This is a genomic window from Escherichia sp. E4702 (assembly GCF_963883545.1).
Classification (GTDB): Bacteria; Pseudomonadota; Gammaproteobacteria; order Enterobacterales; family Enterobacteriaceae; genus Escherichia.
In genome coordinates, this window is the sequence record NZ_CAWORF010000039.1 from 136612 (window position 1) to 152357 (window position 15746).

Sequence of the window (15746 nt, forward strand, 5' to 3'; positions counted from 1 at the left end):
GCAATCCCACTAAATTTGGCGGACATCCGCTTGATGGTTAGGATTTTGGAAAAGCGTTTCAAAAATATCATGACCATGAAAACCGCTATCAGAAACGCAGTGATGACGTGAGGTCGGGTGAGTTAGGGTAATAAAATGCTGTTTACGTCGAAGATTTAACCTGAAACCCGTTTTTCAGGCGCACTTATCCTGCTGCCCGGGCCAGAAGCCATCGTTTCCGGTCGATTTTATGCAGCCTTTCTGCCACTAACGCCGTGGCGTGTCTGCCGGTCTCTGCGCCGCTGAAGCGCAGCCGGTTGCCGCACAGAATGCATTTGTAGGGATCGGTATGCAGAAACGCCTTCATCAGCGCGGCGAAGCCCGGCTGCTCCGTTTTTTCCGCGCCTCCATCTGCAGGGCTTCATACACCTTCGGTAGCCGCTCTCCCCGTTTCCGGTTAGACAAAAAGCCGTAGTAACGTACCATTTTAAAATGCTTCGCCGGCACGTGGCTGATATAGCGACCGATCATCTCCTCCGGGTCAGCTTCTGCTGACGGTACTGCTGCGTCCGGTGATCATAGTCGTTGTGCACCACGGCACTACCGCTGTAGTGCCTGAGCTTTGCCGCCGATACCGGCGGGCGCTTCAGGTAGCGGCCCAGGTATTTGACGCTCCGCCAGGCGCCACGGGTCTTCTTCGCGAAGTGGACCTTCCAGCGGCGCCCGTACTGCGCCTGCAGATAACGCTGCCACTGCTTTCTGTCGTGGATATGCCCCAGTCCCGGCAGGCTGCCGGGGTTAATCAGGTCGTAACTGAGGCGCAGCAGCCGGATGACCGCCCCGCGCCAGATTTCCTCCACGGGCTGCTTCTTAAAGAAGAGGTCGCGCCAGACGCCGTGTTTTATATCGAGGCCGCCGCGGGTGACGGACAGGTGAATGTGCGGATGCTGGTTGAGCTGGCGGCCGTAGGTGTGCAGGGCGCAGAAGATGCCGACCTCCACGCCCTGCCTGCGGGCCCGGCGGAGCATGGCGCGGGTGGCGGCGCGGAACAGGGCGTTGAGGAGAGGCCAGTTGTTGTTAAAAAACGGCCACAGCAGGTGGGGCATGGTAAAGGTGATGTGCTGCCAGTCGCAGTCGGGGAGAATGTGGCTCTGCTGCGTCACCCACTGCTCGGTGGCTTTGAAGCCGCAGGAGCTGCAGGCCTTAGACTTGCAGCTCTGGCAGAAGAAGCGGGAGTGGGTACAGTCTGCCGATGCGCAGCAGTAGCGTCGAACGCCCATGCTGGCGGTGCCGCAGGCGAGCTTGCGCTCAACGCAGAGGCGGGTCCAGGGACTGACGCTGTCTCCGTTCGAAGCGGGGTAACGGAGACAGCCGTCATCGACGGTGAAGAGCAGTTTTGCGGGGCGTGGAATATACATGCCGCAGAGTATAAAACGGTGCTCAGGACATGCAAACCATCGGAACCGCGAAGCGGTGACGCTCGCCCTGAAAGGGCGCTACTGTTCCGTTAGTACTACAACACCGTTATGTGCAATGTTCTCCGTCAGGCAACACAACCCGATGGTATAAAGAGTTCAGGCACGAGAAAACCGCGCCAGAAACAGCCTGGTTAGCTACTGTAAGCATCGTCTGGCAGTAATGGAGAACTTGCTAAAACAGAACGTCATCACATGATTACGTACAGGTGAAGACTAAGTGCACCTGTTGGAGGTAAACGACTTTTGGCCGTGCTGAGGCATCCACTGATGGATATCATCGTGGATGATGGTGTTACTGTCCTGTAATGCTCTGCAAATGACGCAGTGGAGGCAAGCCCGAAACTGACTATATGGTCAGCGGATTATCAGGTGCTGCGGAAGGGACGTAATCTATATAACGGTATGCAAGTGGTAGGTTACTGGACGATGATATTTATGAAATAAATCACTATCTAATGGTGTAAACAACAAGGTAACTCTGTTAATAGCGAGTCCAACAGCATTGAGAAATTATCAGGGTAGATAGTTGTTCTGATAAACGACTAACGCTTATTAAATTAATTATATTTTTATGAGCGGATGTTTACACAGGATTATAACAGTTATTATGAAATACAAATCATATTCTCATCATGACTATATAATTTGTTTTTTTTACAATCAATAGGGTTAATCACCTAAAATTTATAGGGTGATCCAGGGATTCGCCAGAAAAGGAAGAAAACAATGAAGAAAATTAGTGTGGTGGTAGCTGATAAATATCCACTGATGTTAAATGGAATTGTAACATTCTTATCAAAGTATCCATCTCTTTATGATGTATCATCTACCTTCACTGATGCTCTGAGTGCAGCTGAGTATTGTTCACAATATCAACCGGATGTATTGATTCTTGGTGAGTTCTCTGATGGTCTGGAGGGCATTGAACTGATACGCTGGATAGGCTCTATGAGAGTAAAATCAAAATTAATATCATATATGGAAAAAAAACCGTATATAGATGCAAACAAATTCATTGATGCCGGTGCTATGGGAGTTGTCTGGAAGACCAGCCCTCCTGAAAATTTAAACCATGCGATTGAAAATATTTATAATAATACTCATTATTTTGATGATGGTTTACTTCAGACATCGCCCATCACAAGAAAACCCGTCCCTTGTAATTTTCTCACTATGCGTGAAAGACAAATTCTGCAACTTATTGCAGATGGGCAAACAAACAAACATATCGCAAAGATTTTGGACGTCAGTAATAAAACTGTTGAAACACACCGCTTAAATCTGATGAAAAAAATGGATGTGCATAGTGGCATTGAACTGTTAAAAGTAGGTCTGAGAATGGGAGTCTGTACCATATAGTGTAGAAGGGAAGGGTATAGCGCCTGGTAGTCAGAATAAAATTTGCGTGTTTAGGGCGTTTTTAGCTCCATAAGAGTACGAACCATTCCGGGGAGTGCTGTCAGAACACTGTCACTGTAGTGGTCATATAATAAATATTGACCACTATTTTACGGCAATAGCAATGACGGCTCTCTGATCCTTCACGCGCTAGTCCATCGTTGGAAAAGAGAGAGCCAGCACTATAGTCGTCGTTCACTACATAACCGCTGTTTTACTGTCAGACCTTGTCTTTAGTGGCTTAACCATTTACTGGTCCCCATTTTGTTTTCAGACCTCTGAAGAGCATTTCACGGCGCTTTTCATCCTGCTATTTTCCTGCTGACCGGTGATGCTAAAGGCATAGTACTCCTGACGTTTTCGTCTGAGATGGCGTAGCTATGCTCCAGTCGACGTTTTTCACTTCACTACCTTTCCTGTTTGAATAACCTGATATCAACGAAAAGCAGCAATGTATACAAAAATAAGTATTTGTCTGATAACTCAATTGAAAGGTGGATGACAGCTTTTAAGAATGAAATCTCTCGAAGCCAGTTGAATTTACTGTAAAGTATCATTTCTCAGTACAAGATACTTAATTATAACTTAAACATCATTAGGAATGTTTTTATGTTACGCATGTAACGTGTTGTTTTTATTTAAATAACATTTTATCATGAAATGATTCCTAAGGTCTTTTGATAGCGAGATCATTTGTTTAAAATCTAACTCATGAAATAACTCAACGGCATTTTGCTTTTCTGGAAATAACCCATAGTTATCACCATTCGTAAGAGTTATGACCTTTTATGTAAAATTGAAATCATCCTCACAGCGTTGTGATGCCATATCGACATTTATGGTGACTACCATAAGAGTGGCATGTCTGCATATACAGTATAAATTTTTCTTTTAAAATAATATGTTAGATGGTTTTTTTGCATTTAATAGCAAAAAACATAGTTTTCCCAACGCCAGAATATTATTTTGAAGCAGTCATCTTTAAATATTTATCAGTAAGCCAACCTGATGTGTTTAGTAGAATCAGGTGATAATATAATGTTTTATTTTGTGTCTAAATATTAATAAACGAACTCGATAAGAGTCTGTCTGGAGAAATAACGTAATGAATGCGATTGAACTTTCTGAACAATCACAAGCAATCCATGATTTGAATCTGACTTACCTTTTATTGGCACAACGATTAATTTTGGAGGACAAAATATCTGCCGGGTTCAGACTGGGACTAAATGAAGCGACAATGGAATCTCTGGTAGGTTTATCTCTTCCCCAGTTGATTAAACTGTCATCTACCGGACAATTAATTTGTCGTTTACGTATAGACAGTGAAATGATACTTAATTGTTTAACCAGAGATTCAAGGATTGATGCTCTGCAACGTATTCACACTGGAATTATTCTTTCCACAGAATTACTGGATTCCTTGTCCGAACAGAAAAACATTGCCATTTGAGGGTACGATTATGAGTGATAAAAGCATTATTAATGAAGTTAAGGATGCTCAAATTGCAATGGAACTGATTAATCTTGGCGCCAGAATGCAGGTTCTTGAAAGTGAAACTAACCTTAGTCGTCGGTGGTTATTAAGACTTTACAAGGAAATTAAAGGGTGTTCACCTGCAAAAGGTATGCTGCCATTTTCTGCTGACTGGTATATGTCATGGGAACAGAACATTCATTCTTCGATTTTCTATAACATCTATCGCTTTTTGCAAAAGAAAAACTTTGGCCGTCCAGTCGAAGTCATGCTCAAAGCTTACCGACTGTATCTGGACCAGATCCAGAAGGAATCCGGTGAAAAGTCTATCCTGAGCTTAACCAGAGCCTGGACGCTGTTACGCTTTATTGACTGCGGAATGGTTGAATTGACGCGTTGTTGCGGTTGCGGTGGCAGTTTTGTCACAACACCAGGATACAGTTTACACACCTTTACCTGTAGCCTTTGTTTTCCACCTTCTCGCGCAAGCAAGAAAATAAAAGAACAATCACTTGAACATGTAAACAATGAGATTTAATGAAAACTAATACGCATATCTTCCTGCCATCTGTGGATTTTAAATGCACAGAATGGCAGGGATGGTGGCGATTATAAAGGCGCGGAGTGACGGATGTTTTCTGGCTGCTATCATCGCCAGATTCATACAGAAATCCGGTAACTATTTCCAACATGATGATAAGAATGATCGCCGTCTTCTCCATAAAGTGATGGCATACTTCCAGTTTGTACTATTAATTTTCTCAGCGTGGTTACTCTTTCCATATGGATTTCGAGTAATTGATTGCTCTTTTGATTCAAATCACTTGCACGACGTAGCACCAACGTAATTCCTTCCCAACGAGTGGCAAGTCTGGCATTATTTTTATAAGGAATATAAAGCTGTGCATTTTTTTCTGCATGCTTACGTTCTTCATCATAAAAATTAATTGCAGCCAACAAACGACTTTTATTGTCAGAGATAACCTGAAGCGAGACTGGATTTATTCTCGCGCGGCTGAGCTGGGAAACTTCTTCCAACAAGGTCCCCTCCAGCTCATCAAGAAGTGTTTGTAATTTAATAAGGTTTTTTTCTAACTGATCTTTCACTTTGTTGCTCCTGGTTTATGAAAATCGAATAATCTCATCAACCAACCGGGCGGCGATATGATCACTGTCCAGGGTTAATTCTCCGGCTGCTATTTGCGCAGAGATTTTGGCGAGGCGGGCGTGGTCTACATCGTTGGAATCATCTGAAGTAAACATGTCAGACAGATGACTTAATTCAACATGCACACTGGCATCTTGATCGTCGGATCGCAGTGATCCATCCTGCGGTTGAGGCTGACGTGAATCCGTTGATTGTCGGATATCAGCTCCCTGTACAGGAGAGGTCTGGCAAATACGCTCGATACTCATAGTTATCCTGATTCGAAATAATAATGAATGGTTACTATGGATATCGGCGTACAGGGAAATAACTGAAGTCAGTCGTTCTGGCTGATAAATGCCTTACCGTTACCTACGGCTGTCGCCAGCAGGGTTTGCCCGGAGTGCATTTGTACACGAAATGACTCTCTGAGGGTTGCATTGTCTAATGCTTTTCCGATGGTATGAATCTCATAATCATCGCCTTTGGTCATAACATCAACTTTTTCACCTGTGTGGATCACCCATTGCTGGCGTAGTTCGCTGAAAGTCAGAGGATGATTTGGTTGTATCCATCGGGTTGGTGTCGCACCAATAATCTTCTGTGGGTCGAGGATGAGATCGGCTGGAAGATGGTCAATATTCCCTCGCTGTGACTGGATATCATTCTGACTTACCGTTTGCCCTGGCGTGAGTTCATGTGCTGCCAGCCAGTATGTCGCGGTGGCGCTTACAGAAACCTGGATAAATTTCAGATGTGTTCCACAAGAGGCAATAACGCTGTGATTACCGCTTAGTTTTGTTGCATGGCCAGGCAAACGCAATGCCGGATTCTCACACAATGATGCCAGCTGAGTGGCAGGCGTCAGGATCGTAACCTGTAATTGTGGCATTCCCTGACTATAGGGGGCCAGCAGCAATGCGATACGTGACGGCAGCGACTGATTGGTTGACTGTGAGGCATGAGCCAGAATTGTCAGATTAAGATAAACGATCAGGAAAAGTAATAAAACCAGGGGTAAACGTTTAAATAACATTTGTTATCGACCTTTCGTCAGAAAAGCTTTCGACTTAAGAAATGCACAATAATATATCCTGATAAACAAAATTTTTACTCGCTAATGTGATGGCATAAAAGCGCTTGTTTGCCGGATAGACATTTCAAAATATATCAAAGTGTTTTTTGTATGCGATTTTGAGGAACAATCTGGTTAATTGACGTCATTGCTGTCGCATATTTGCGTTATGGTTTTTTCGACCTCTCACCATAAAATGCACCGCAATATTGTTAATAAACAAGAAAGGTTTTATCTCATGCTGGATAAACTCGACAGTGAATTCCGGTTTCAGCAGCATGCGTTGAGTCTGCTGACGCAACGCCAGGGCATCCTTGCTTCTAATATCGCGAATGCTGATACACCAGGATATCTCGCACGGGATATCGATTTTTCGCAACAGTTAAAGGACGCCGTTAACCGCAGTCAGGCGGCTGACAATAATATGAGTCTGACGGTCACCTCTGAAAGACATATTGCTGACAGTACGCATTTAATGAGTGATCCGCGACCTCTTTATCGTATACCCGATCAACCCAGCGCTGATGGTAATACCGTAGATATGGATCGCGAGCGTGTTAATTTTGCAGATAACTCAGTGAAATATCAGTCCAGTTTAACGTTTCTGACATCACAGATTAAAAACATGATGACTGTTGTTAGTCAGGGATAAATAAAATTATGTCACTTCTAAGTATTTTTGATATTTCCGGTTCAGCGATGGCTGCTCAGTCTCAGCGTCTGAACGTCAGCGCCAGTAATATGGCCAATGCCGACAGTATCGCGGGGCCGGACGGTAAACCGTATAAAGCCAAACAGGTCATTTTTAGCGTTGATCATGCTGCGGATCAGGAGATCGGCGGAGTGAAAGTCAGTGATGTGGTGGAAAGCGATGCGCCGGATCGTCTGGTCTATGACCCTGACAACCCTCAGTCAGATAACAAAGGCTATCTCCATATGCCGAATGTCGATGTGGTGGGCGAAATGGTTAATACCATCTCAGCTTCCCGCAGTTATCAGGCCAATGTCGACGTAATGAACACCGCCAAAACCATGATGCTCAAAACACTGACTTTGGGTCAGTAAGGAAATAGTAATGTCGGTTTTACCCGTCATGACACAACGCAGTTCTGCCGCAGCAAATAAAGCCAGTGAAGCAGCAACCAGTAATAGCGCGGCCTCCGCCACCAATGGCAGCAGCGCCGAAGATATTATGAATAACTTTATGCAGTTGCTGGTTGCGCAAATGCAGAATCAGGACCCCACCAATCCGATGGATAACAACCAGCTTACGACTCAGCTGGCGCAGTTTAATACGGCGGCGGGTGTGCAGCAGTTGAACGGCACAGTGAATAGCGTCGGAATGCTGGTTACCAGTATGCAGCAGATGAATGCTGCCGAATGGGTAGGGCGCCAGGTATTGGTAGAAGGTGATACCACTGTTTCTACCGCACAGGGTGGCAATAATCAGTTTGCGCTCTCGGTCAATCAGGATGCAAGCGACGTCACTGTCACGCTGACTGATGATGCAGGAAATGCTTACACCGGAAAATTGAAAGATGTTAAAGCCGGCGTGCATGAATATACCCTGGACGATCTCAGTGATTTCGAGCCTTCCGATCCGCGCACAGTAAGCGATACGAATTTTACCGTTTCGTATTCCGCGACCAACCCGGACGGCAGTACTCCTGACATCGTGTCGCTGAAAAAATCAAAAGTAGACAGTGTTTCTTTCACCCAGACAGGGGCTGTTCTGCAGTTAGGTAATGATGAGACGGCCACGCTGGCCAATGTCTACCTCATTGAATAATCAATTTCACACAACTTTTACTACGTTGTTTTTCGGGAAATAAAATGAGTTTTTCACAAGGTCTTAGCGGGTTAAACGCCGCATCACAGGCGCTGGACGTCGTCGGCAACAATATTGCCAACTCGCAAACTGTCGGGTTTAAGTCCGGCTCTATTTCATTTGCCGATGTGTTTGCAGGTTCGCAAATCGGTATGGGCGTTCAGGTCGCTGGCGTTGATCAGAATTTCAGCGATGGTGTTCTTGGCGCTGGCGCCAGCCCGCTGGATATGGGTATTCAGGGCAATGGCTTCTTCCGTATGGAAACCGAAGCGGGAAAAATATTTTATAGCCGTAACGGTCAGTTTAAGACCGATGCCAATGGCTATATCGTGAACAGCCAGGGGATGCGTCTGAGCGGTTATATGGCCATTGGCACACCGCCAACTATCCAGGCCGGTTCACCGGTTGGAGCTCTGCAGATCCCAACGGGCGCGATGCAGGCAAAAGCATCAGATGCAGGTAGCCTGAGTGGTAACCTGGATTCCGGCAATACAAATATTGATACGAAAAATCATCCTTTCAGCACTACCGATGGCGATTCCTATAACTATTCCACCCAGGTAAATGCGTATGACAGCCAGGGTAATGAGCATGCAATCAATGTGTATTTTGTCAAAACGGCTGATAACACATGGATCGTCCACTCTGTCGACTCTACTGCTCCGGACACGAAAGATCATACATTGGATATAACATTTTCACCTGACGGAAAGCTCCAAACGTCCCCCGCTAACCTGGCCGTCGCGGGTGATTCATACCACGGTGCCACAGCACTTGGCTTCAATCTCGATTTATCCAAACTGTCGCAGCAAGCTTCCGAGAACTCGATGGATAGCCCGGAAACTACGGGTTATGCGCCGGGTACGATGACCGGTTACGTCGTTGGTGATAACGGTCAGATTGTGGCTTCTTACAGCAACGGGCAGCAGCAGTTACTGGGCCAGGTTGTTCTGGCCAATTTCACCAACCCTGGTGGGTTACAGGCCGAAGGAAATAACTGCTGGTCTGCGAGCCCGGAATCCGGTCAGCCGGTCGTTGGGATCTCCGATACCGGCAACCTCGGCACGCTGCGCGGTAACGTACTGGAAGCTTCAAACGTGGATTTGAGTAAAGAGATGGTCAACATGATCGTCTATCAACGCAACTATCAGTCCAACTCTCAGACCATCAAAACACAGTCTGAAGTCCTGCAAACGCTGGTTAACCTGGGTTAATGGCTTAAAACATGGATCACGCGATATATACCGCTATGGGGGCCGCAACGGCGGCCCTCGATCGCCAGGCCGTGGTGTCTGATAACCTGGCTAATGCCTCGACGCCGGGGTTTCGCGCACAGATTGCCGCTTATCGTGCCGTTCCGGTAGACGGCCCGTCAATGGCGACCCGCACGCTAGTGACCGAATCGACGCCTGGTAGTGACTACTCCTCGGGAACAGTCGAAAAAACCGACCGCACGCTGGATGTAGCGCTGCCGAAAGAAGGATGGCTTGCAGTACAACTGCCCGATGGCACCGAAGGTTACACCAAAAACGGCAATATCCAGATGACGGCGGACGGGCAACTGCAAGTCCGTGGTCTGCCACTGATGGGCGATGGCGGTCCGCTGACCGTACCTACTCAGGCAAAGTTAACTATCGCGCCAGACGGCACTATTTCTGCGTTGGGTGCCGGTGAAGAACCGTCAGCCGTAGCGCAAACCGGGCGCATCAAGATTGTCAATGCGCTACCAGGCGAACTACAGCACGGCGATGACGGTGTATTCCATACCCGTGATGCCAGTTCGCTGGCGGCGGATACGAGTCTGCAGCTTATGCCGGGGATGCTGGAAGGCAGCAATGTTAGCCCCGTCAATTCAATGGTGAACATGATCACCACCGCGCGCAGCTTTGAAATGAATATGAAGGTCATCACAACCGTTGATGACAATGAACGTAACGCTAATCAGTTATTGAGCGCCAGCTAATCACTGGTAAGGAGTAATAACGCATGATCCGTTCCCTGTGGATTGCCAAAACGGGCCTGGAAGCACAACAGACCAATATGGATGTTATATCCAACAACCTGGCTAACGTAAGTACCAATGGTTTTAAACGTCAGCGAGCTGTATTTGAAGATCTGTTGTACCAGACACTACGCCAGCCGGGCGCTCAGTCATCTGAACAAACCACTATTCCTTCCGGTTTACAGTTAGGAACAGGGGTAAGACCGGTGGCCACTGAGCGAATTCATAGCCAGGGCAGCCTGGCCCAGACCAACAACTCGAAAGATGTGGCTATTGAAGGGGATGGATTCCTGCAAGTGATGATGCCGGATGGCACCACAGCGTATACCCGTGATGGTTCGTTCCAGCTTGACCAGAACGGTCAACTGGTGACTTCCAGCGGTTATCCGGTTCAGCCGGCGATAAACGTACCGCAGGATGCGAAGTCTATCACCATCGGCAACGACGGTATTGTCAGCGTCACCATTGCCGGGCAGGCGCAGCCACAACAGGTTGGGCAGCTTACCCTGAGTACTTTTATCAATGATACCGGTCTGGAAAGCATTGGTGAAAACCTGTACCGGGAGACGCAATCTTCCGGTGCACCGAATGAAACAACGCCTGGTCAGAATGGCGCAGGTACGCTGCGACAGGGCTACGTGGAAACGTCTAACGTCAACGTGGCCGAGGAACTGGTCAACATGATTCAGACTCAGCGTGCCTATGAGATTAACAGCAAAGCTGTCTCTACTTCGGACCAGATGCTGCAGCGTTTAACGCAGCTTTGATTTGTGCCTTTAAGCCGCAGGTTGTTTAGCGGCTTTTTTTTCTTACTGTGATCGTTATGACCTATCCGAATGATTCAGGCCGCTTACAGCGGCGTCTGTTAACGCATGTTGCCCTGGTCGCGCTTCTTTCCGGATGCGCGTATATCCCTCATAAACCGTTGGTCGAAGGTGCAACATCTGCGTCGCCGCAGATCCCGTATCAGCCTGCTAATAATGGTGCGATTTTTCAGCCTGGTGGCGCGATGAACTATGGCTTTCAGCCGATGTTTGAAGATCGTCGTCCAAGAAATGTGGGCGATACATTGACCATCGTGTTGCAGGAAAATGTCAGCGCCAGCAAAAGTTCGTCTGCCAATGCTTCTCATGGCGGTTCGACGGGGCTTTCGTTCAAGACAATCCCGCACTTTATAGAAGGATTGTTCGGTGGCGATCGGGCTAATGCAGATATCAGCGGCAAGAATGAATTTTCGGGTAAAGGCGGGGCGGCTGCGCGTAATACCTTCAGCGGTACGCTCACCGTCACGGTCAGCGATGTTCTCGCCAACGGCAACCTGCGCGTGGTCGGAGAAAAGCAAATTGCGATAAACCAGGGGACTGAGTTTATTCGTTTCACCGGCGTGGTTAACCCACGCACGATCAGCGGCAGTAATACGGTGGTTTCCACGCAGGTTGCTGATGCACGTATCGAATATGTTGGTAACGGTTATATCAACGAAGCCGAACAAATGGGCTGGTTACAGCGTCTGTTCCTGAATCTTTCTCCGTTCTAAAGGTGTCGGTGATGAATCGTTCTTTTTGGCATAAATTTACCCGTCTGACCGGCCTGTTATTGTTAATGATGCTCTCTCTGTCGGTCAGGGCAGAGCGTATCCGCGATTTGGCTTCGTTGTCAGGTGTGCGCGGTAACTCTCTGATGGGGTACGGGCTGGTCGTTGGTCTGGATGGTACTGGCGACCAGACCATGCAAACACCGTTTACGACGCAGACGCTGAACAACATGCTTTCGCAACTGGGGATCACCGTCCCGCCTGGGTCGAGTATGCAGTTGAAAAACGTTGCTGCAGTAATGGTGACCGCAGAACTGCCTCCTTTTGCCCGTGCCGGTGAAAAATTTGATGTGGTTGTCTCGTCTATGGGTAACGCCAAAAGTTTGCGTGGCGGCACATTGCTGATGACACCGCTGAAAGGCGCGGATAATCAGATCTATGCGCTGGCACAGGGCAACTTGCTGGTTTCCGGTGCCGGTGCGCAGAGCCGGGGAAGCAGCGTACAGGTAAATCAGCTTAACGGCGCACGCATTACCGACGGAGCCACCGTTGAACGCGAAGTGCCGATGGATTATGCCAGTCAGAGTCCGTTAAAACTGCTGCTTAACGAGAGTGATTTCTCCGTTGCCCAGAAGATCAGCGACACCATTAATCGACGCTTCTATTCCGCTGCGGTAGCTGAAGATGCGCGGACGGTAAAACTGTATGCACCAAATGGCGCGGCTGCCAGAGTCCGTTTTCTGGCCGCGGTGATGGATTTGTCACTGAAGGCGGGTTCCGGAGATGCTCGCGTCATTATTAACTCGCGCACCGGATCGGTGGTGATTAACCGCCATGTCACGCTGGATACCTGTGCTGTGGCTCAGGGCGATCTGAGTGTGGATATCTCCCATTCCAATCAGGTGAGTCAACCGGACACGCCATTGGCTGGCGGACAGACGGTGGTTGTGCCGCAAACTCAAGTCTCTGTTCGTGAACAGGGCGGTTCTTTGCAACGCGTCAGCACCAGTGCCGATTTAAGTCATGTAGTACGGGCGCTGAACAGTCTCGGTGCGACGCCGAATGATTTGATGGCGATCCTGCAAGCGATGAATGACGCCGGTTGCCTGCACGCACGCCTGGAGATCAATTAATGAACAGCCTGTCAATGATATCTAATGGTGCCGCATTTGATGAACACAGCCTTGACGGGCTTAAGCGGGACGTAAAAAGTAATTCGGCAAACGGTCTGAGAGTCGCGGCACAACAGCTCGAAGGGTTGTTTGTACAGATGATGCTGAAAAGTATGCGCGATGCCTCGCTGGGAAGCGGGGCGATGGATTCACAACAGTCCTCGATGTTTACTTCGATGTTCGATCAGCAAATTTCGCAGAACATCGCGCAAACGGGGAAACTGGGCTTTGCGGATCAGATGGTCGCCCAGATGGGCGGTGGTGTTCATCCGCATACCGCCACTTCTCAGCCGTATGTCCCGTCGACGTCGCATTTTAATGCGGCGCTGCCTCATTCACCGGCGCACCCTTTCTCGCTATCGCAATTAGTGCCTCGTTCTGTTCGGGAGCTACCCGAAACGGCACTACGGGAAGGGGGCGGTTTTATTTCACGCCTGCTGCAACCTGCTCTGGCCGTTGCCCGCAAAAGTGGGATCCCGCATCAGCTTATTATTGCGCAGGCCGCGCTTGAATCAGGCTGGGGAAATCGTGAAATCCCAACACAAAGCGGCAAACCCAGCCATAACCTGTTTGGCATAAAAGCCGCATCTGACTGGCACGGTGAAACGACGGAAATCACCACTACCGAATATAAACATGGGGTGGCGAATAAGACCAAAGCGCGATTTAAGGTTTATCCCTCTTATACAGCGGCGCTGGAGGATTACGCGTCATTACTGGTTAATAACCCGCGTTACCGACATGTCTGCAATGCCGTAAAACCAGAGGCGGCGGCAAAAGCGCTTCAGTCAGCCGGTTATGCTACCGATCCTGCATACGCACATAAATTAATTAGCATTATTCAACAAGTTAAAGGTCGGGCTGAACATGCTGTGAATGCCTATAACACGGACCTTTCATCAATATTTTAAATACAGCCTTTAGGGAATTTCACTCAGGCCGATTTATTAGTAAAGCAGAGTTTTTATAACTTAAAGATTTCAATCAGCGTCGACATGGCGGGTACTTTATGAATTTATTATATCTGGCTCAGAATGGATTAAGCGCGGCGCAGTGTGCCCTTAACGTCGTCGGAAACAACCTGACGAATGCCGTAACGGCAGGGTATAGCCGTCAAAACATTCTGCTTGGAGAAGCGGGCGGCCAGTCTACTAATTATGGTTTTTTTGGTTATGGTGTCGCCGTGGATGACGTTCAGCGCATGTATGACGGATTCCTGAATAATCAGGTACGTGGTGCAACAACAGAATTTACCACCATGCAGGGCCGCTACCAGCAGGTCAGCCAGATTGATGACATGTTAGGGGATGATACCAATAACATCTCCACGACACTTGGCAATATGTTTACGGCAATGGAAGGGGTCAGTAAAAACCCGACAGATCCAGCCGCACGTCAGGGCGTATTGTCGCAATTTGAAGCGCTGGCGAATCAGTTTCGTACCGACAGCAAGACCCTGAATGGCCTTGATAAAAATACCAATACGCAAATCAGTCAAAGCGTTGAGGATATCAACTCCTGTACCACTCAGTTAGCAAAACTGAATGCGGAGATCGAAAAAATTCATGGTCAGACGGGCTCAATGCCTTCCGATCTGCTCGATAAACGCGATCAACTGTTAAATAAACTGAGTACGCAGATCGGCATTAAAGTCACGGAAAATAAAGAAACGGGCAGTGTGAATGTCTCAATGCAAAACGGCATGTCACTGGTCAATGGCAGCAAGTCTTACAATTTAAAAGCCACTCCGTCAGATAAAAATTCGTCGCAGATGCAAGTTGCTTACATTGATGCCACCGGTAATCCCCAGTTGCTGGATGAAGATGCCACGACAGGTAATCTCGGCGGTTTGTTTAAGTTCCGTAATACCGATCTGGTCGATGCCCGTAATCAGCTTAATCAGTTAGCGCTGAAAATGGCGTCGAAATTTAATGAGGTTAACCACGGGGGCTTTGATAGTAACGGTCAGGCCGGTGGCGATATTTTCAGTCTCGATGCTCCGCAGGCAACAGGCTATAACTCCAATAGCGGCAGCGCTTCCCTGGGGGTGAAAATAGATACTCCCTCAGCGGTTAATGCCGAAGATTATACCATCACCTGGAATGGCACATCTAAAGCCTGGGAAGTGAAAAACAGCGAGGGTAAAGCCATTACGCCAACCGTTACTGGTGGGTCACTCTCATTTGACGGCATCACCGTGACGCCGACAGGAACACCTAATGATGGTGACAGTTTTACGCTGAATCCTGCTTCCGGCGCGGCAGATAGCATTAAAGTGGCGATTACCGATGGCGATGGAATTGCTGCCTCCAGTTCGGCTGATACGACAGACGTGAACAACAACGAAAATATTAAGAACCTGATAGCCCTTAAGGATGAAAACATTGTCGGTGATATGACCCTGACAGGCGCTTATGCCAACCTGGTTAGCTCTGTGGGCTCGACGGTCAGCACCCTTCAGGCTGAACAGGATACCGCCGGAAAAGCCTGTGACCAGTGGGCAATGCAACAGCAAGCGGTTTCAGGGGTGGATATGAATGAGGAATACGTCAACTTACAGATGTTTTCTCAATATTATCAGGCCAATGCCGAAGTGCTTAAAACAGCTAACAGTCTTTTTGACACGTTGTTAAGCCTTAAATAATACGTCACTGAC

At 47.9% G+C, this 15746-nt stretch carries 16 protein-coding genes and 1 pseudogene; 13 read left to right on the plus strand and 4 right to left on the minus strand.

From position 1 onward, the window contains the following. Positions 1-184 precede the first annotated feature (184 nt). Positions 185-1397: pseudogene (locus AACU94_RS23865) on the minus strand (IS91 family transposase). A 786-nt stretch (positions 1398-2183) separates the two neighbouring features. On the opposite strand from AACU94_RS23865, the gene AACU94_RS23870 reads away from it, so the two are divergent. From AACU94_RS23870 to flhC, 3 genes are all read left to right on the plus strand, one after another. Beyond that, the gene (locus AACU94_RS23870; protein WP_135487820.1) at positions 2184-2816 is read left to right on the plus strand and encodes a LuxR C-terminal-related transcriptional regulator; all 633 of its coding nucleotides are present in this window, start codon (positions 2184-2186) and stop codon (positions 2814-2816) included. 1144 nt (positions 2817-3960) lie between these two features. Next, entirely contained in the window at positions 3961-4308 is a 348-nt protein-coding gene (gene flhD / locus AACU94_RS23875) for a flagellar transcriptional regulator FlhD (protein WP_130209555.1), read from the plus strand. Between the two features lie 10 nt (positions 4309-4318). Beyond that, positions 4319-4870 carry a flagellar transcriptional regulator FlhC gene (gene flhC, locus AACU94_RS23880; protein ID WP_135487821.1) on the plus strand — a complete coding sequence of 184 codons (552 nt, stop codon included), beginning with the start codon at positions 4319-4321 and terminating at the stop codon, positions 4868-4870. 122 nt (positions 4871-4992) lie between these two features. Here flhC and AACU94_RS23885 read toward each other — a convergent pair whose 3' ends face one another. The 3 genes from AACU94_RS23885 to flgA all read right to left on the minus strand — a co-directional run bounded on the left by AACU94_RS23885 (position 4993) and on the right by flgA (position 6515). After that, positions 4993-5439 (minus strand): flagella synthesis protein FlgN, encoded by a 447-nt coding sequence (locus AACU94_RS23885; protein ID WP_130224462.1) that lies wholly within the window; start codon positions 5437-5439, stop codon positions 4993-4995. A gap of 15 nt (positions 5440-5454) precedes the next feature. After that, positions 5455-5748 (minus strand): flagellar biosynthesis anti-sigma factor FlgM, encoded by a 294-nt coding sequence (gene flgM / locus AACU94_RS23890; RefSeq protein WP_130224460.1) that lies wholly within the window; start codon positions 5746-5748, stop codon positions 5455-5457. Positions 5749-5816: 68 nt separating this feature from the next. Then, the gene (gene flgA, locus AACU94_RS23895; RefSeq protein ID WP_135487822.1) at positions 5817-6515 is read right to left on the minus strand and encodes a flagellar basal body P-ring formation chaperone FlgA; all 699 of its coding nucleotides are present in this window, start codon (positions 6513-6515) and stop codon (positions 5817-5819) included. Between the two features lie 277 nt (positions 6516-6792). On the opposite strand from flgA, the gene flgB reads away from it, so the two are divergent. The 10 genes from flgB to flgK all read left to right on the plus strand — a co-directional run bounded on the left by flgB (position 6793) and on the right by flgK (position 15734). Continuing rightward, positions 6793-7206 (plus strand): flagellar basal body rod protein FlgB, encoded by a 414-nt coding sequence (gene flgB / locus AACU94_RS23900; RefSeq protein WP_135487842.1) that lies wholly within the window; start codon positions 6793-6795, stop codon positions 7204-7206. An 8-nt stretch (positions 7207-7214) separates the two neighbouring features. After that, the gene (gene flgC, locus AACU94_RS23905; protein WP_130209545.1) at positions 7215-7619 is read left to right on the plus strand and encodes a flagellar basal body rod protein FlgC; all 405 of its coding nucleotides are present in this window, start codon (positions 7215-7217) and stop codon (positions 7617-7619) included. Positions 7620-7629: 10 nt separating this feature from the next. Beyond that, positions 7630-8343 carry a flagellar hook assembly protein FlgD gene (locus AACU94_RS23910; protein ID WP_135487823.1) on the plus strand — a complete coding sequence of 238 codons (714 nt, stop codon included), beginning with the start codon at positions 7630-7632 and terminating at the stop codon, positions 8341-8343. A gap of 44 nt (positions 8344-8387) precedes the next feature. Further along, positions 8388-9596: a flagellar hook protein FlgE gene (gene flgE, locus AACU94_RS23915; RefSeq protein WP_135488380.1), complete on the plus strand. Its 1209-nt coding sequence runs from the start codon at positions 8388-8390 to the stop codon at positions 9594-9596. Positions 9597-9607: 11 nt separating this feature from the next. Further along, positions 9608-10345, plus strand: coding sequence for a flagellar basal body rod protein FlgF (locus tag AACU94_RS23920; protein ID WP_130209539.1), 738 nt, complete (start codon positions 9608-9610; stop codon positions 10343-10345). A gap of 23 nt (positions 10346-10368) precedes the next feature. Then, complete coding sequence (flgG, locus tag AACU94_RS23925; protein ID WP_130209537.1) at positions 10369-11151, plus strand: flagellar basal-body rod protein FlgG; 783 nt, start codon at positions 10369-10371, stop codon at positions 11149-11151. Between the two features lie 56 nt (positions 11152-11207). Continuing rightward, a complete protein-coding gene (locus AACU94_RS23930; RefSeq protein ID WP_135488381.1) occupies positions 11208-11921 on the plus strand; it encodes a flagellar basal body L-ring protein FlgH in 714 nt (237 codons plus the stop codon). A 65-nt stretch (positions 11922-11986) separates the two neighbouring features. Further along, entirely contained in the window at positions 11987-13051 is a 1065-nt protein-coding gene (locus tag AACU94_RS23935; RefSeq protein ID WP_276606029.1) for a flagellar basal body P-ring protein FlgI, read from the plus strand. Continuing rightward, positions 13051-14001 carry a flagellar assembly peptidoglycan hydrolase FlgJ gene (flgJ, locus tag AACU94_RS23940; protein WP_240726356.1) on the plus strand — a complete coding sequence of 317 codons (951 nt, stop codon included), beginning with the start codon at positions 13051-13053 and terminating at the stop codon, positions 13999-14001. Before AACU94_RS23935 ends, flgJ begins: the two co-directional genes overlap by 1 nt. A 98-nt stretch (positions 14002-14099) precedes the next feature. Further along, complete coding sequence (gene flgK / locus AACU94_RS23945; protein ID WP_135488383.1) at positions 14100-15734, plus strand: flagellar hook-associated protein FlgK; 1635 nt, start codon at positions 14100-14102, stop codon at positions 15732-15734. Positions 15735-15746 lie beyond the last annotated feature (12 nt).

Excerpts from the sequence above, each read along its gene's own strand:
- flgM (WP_130224460.1), bottom strand. The coding sequence starts at position 5,748 with ATGAGTATCGAGCGTATTTGCCAGACCTCTCCTGTACAGGGAGCTGAT.
- flgK (WP_135488383.1), top strand. The coding sequence starts at position 14,100 with ATGAATTTATTATATCTGGCTCAGAATGGATTAAGCGCGGCGCAGTGT.
- flgJ (WP_240726356.1), top strand. The coding sequence starts at position 13,051 with ATGAACAGCCTGTCAATGATATCTAATGGTGCCGCATTTGATGAACAC.
- flgA (WP_135487822.1), bottom strand. The coding sequence starts at position 6,515 with ATGTTATTTAAACGTTTACCCCTGGTTTTATTACTTTTCCTGATCGTT.
- flhD (WP_130209555.1), top strand. The coding sequence starts at position 3,961 with ATGAATGCGATTGAACTTTCTGAACAATCACAAGCAATCCATGATTTG.
- flgC (WP_130209545.1), top strand. The coding sequence starts at position 7,215 with ATGTCACTTCTAAGTATTTTTGATATTTCCGGTTCAGCGATGGCTGCT.
- AACU94_RS23930 (WP_135488381.1), top strand. The coding sequence starts at position 11,208 with ATGACCTATCCGAATGATTCAGGCCGCTTACAGCGGCGTCTGTTAACG.
- flgB (WP_135487842.1), top strand. The coding sequence starts at position 6,793 with ATGCTGGATAAACTCGACAGTGAATTCCGGTTTCAGCAGCATGCGTTG.
- flhC (WP_135487821.1), top strand. The coding sequence starts at position 4,319 with ATGAGTGATAAAAGCATTATTAATGAAGTTAAGGATGCTCAAATTGCA.
- AACU94_RS23910 (WP_135487823.1), top strand. The coding sequence starts at position 7,630 with ATGTCGGTTTTACCCGTCATGACACAACGCAGTTCTGCCGCAGCAAAT.
- AACU94_RS23935 (WP_276606029.1), top strand. The coding sequence starts at position 11,987 with ATGATGCTCTCTCTGTCGGTCAGGGCAGAGCGTATCCGCGATTTGGCT.
- AACU94_RS23870 (WP_135487820.1), top strand. The coding sequence starts at position 2,184 with ATGAAGAAAATTAGTGTGGTGGTAGCTGATAAATATCCACTGATGTTA.
- flgE (WP_135488380.1), top strand. The coding sequence starts at position 8,388 with ATGAGTTTTTCACAAGGTCTTAGCGGGTTAAACGCCGCATCACAGGCG.
- flgG (WP_130209537.1), top strand. The coding sequence starts at position 10,369 with ATGATCCGTTCCCTGTGGATTGCCAAAACGGGCCTGGAAGCACAACAG.
- AACU94_RS23920 (WP_130209539.1), top strand. The coding sequence starts at position 9,608 with ATGGATCACGCGATATATACCGCTATGGGGGCCGCAACGGCGGCCCTC.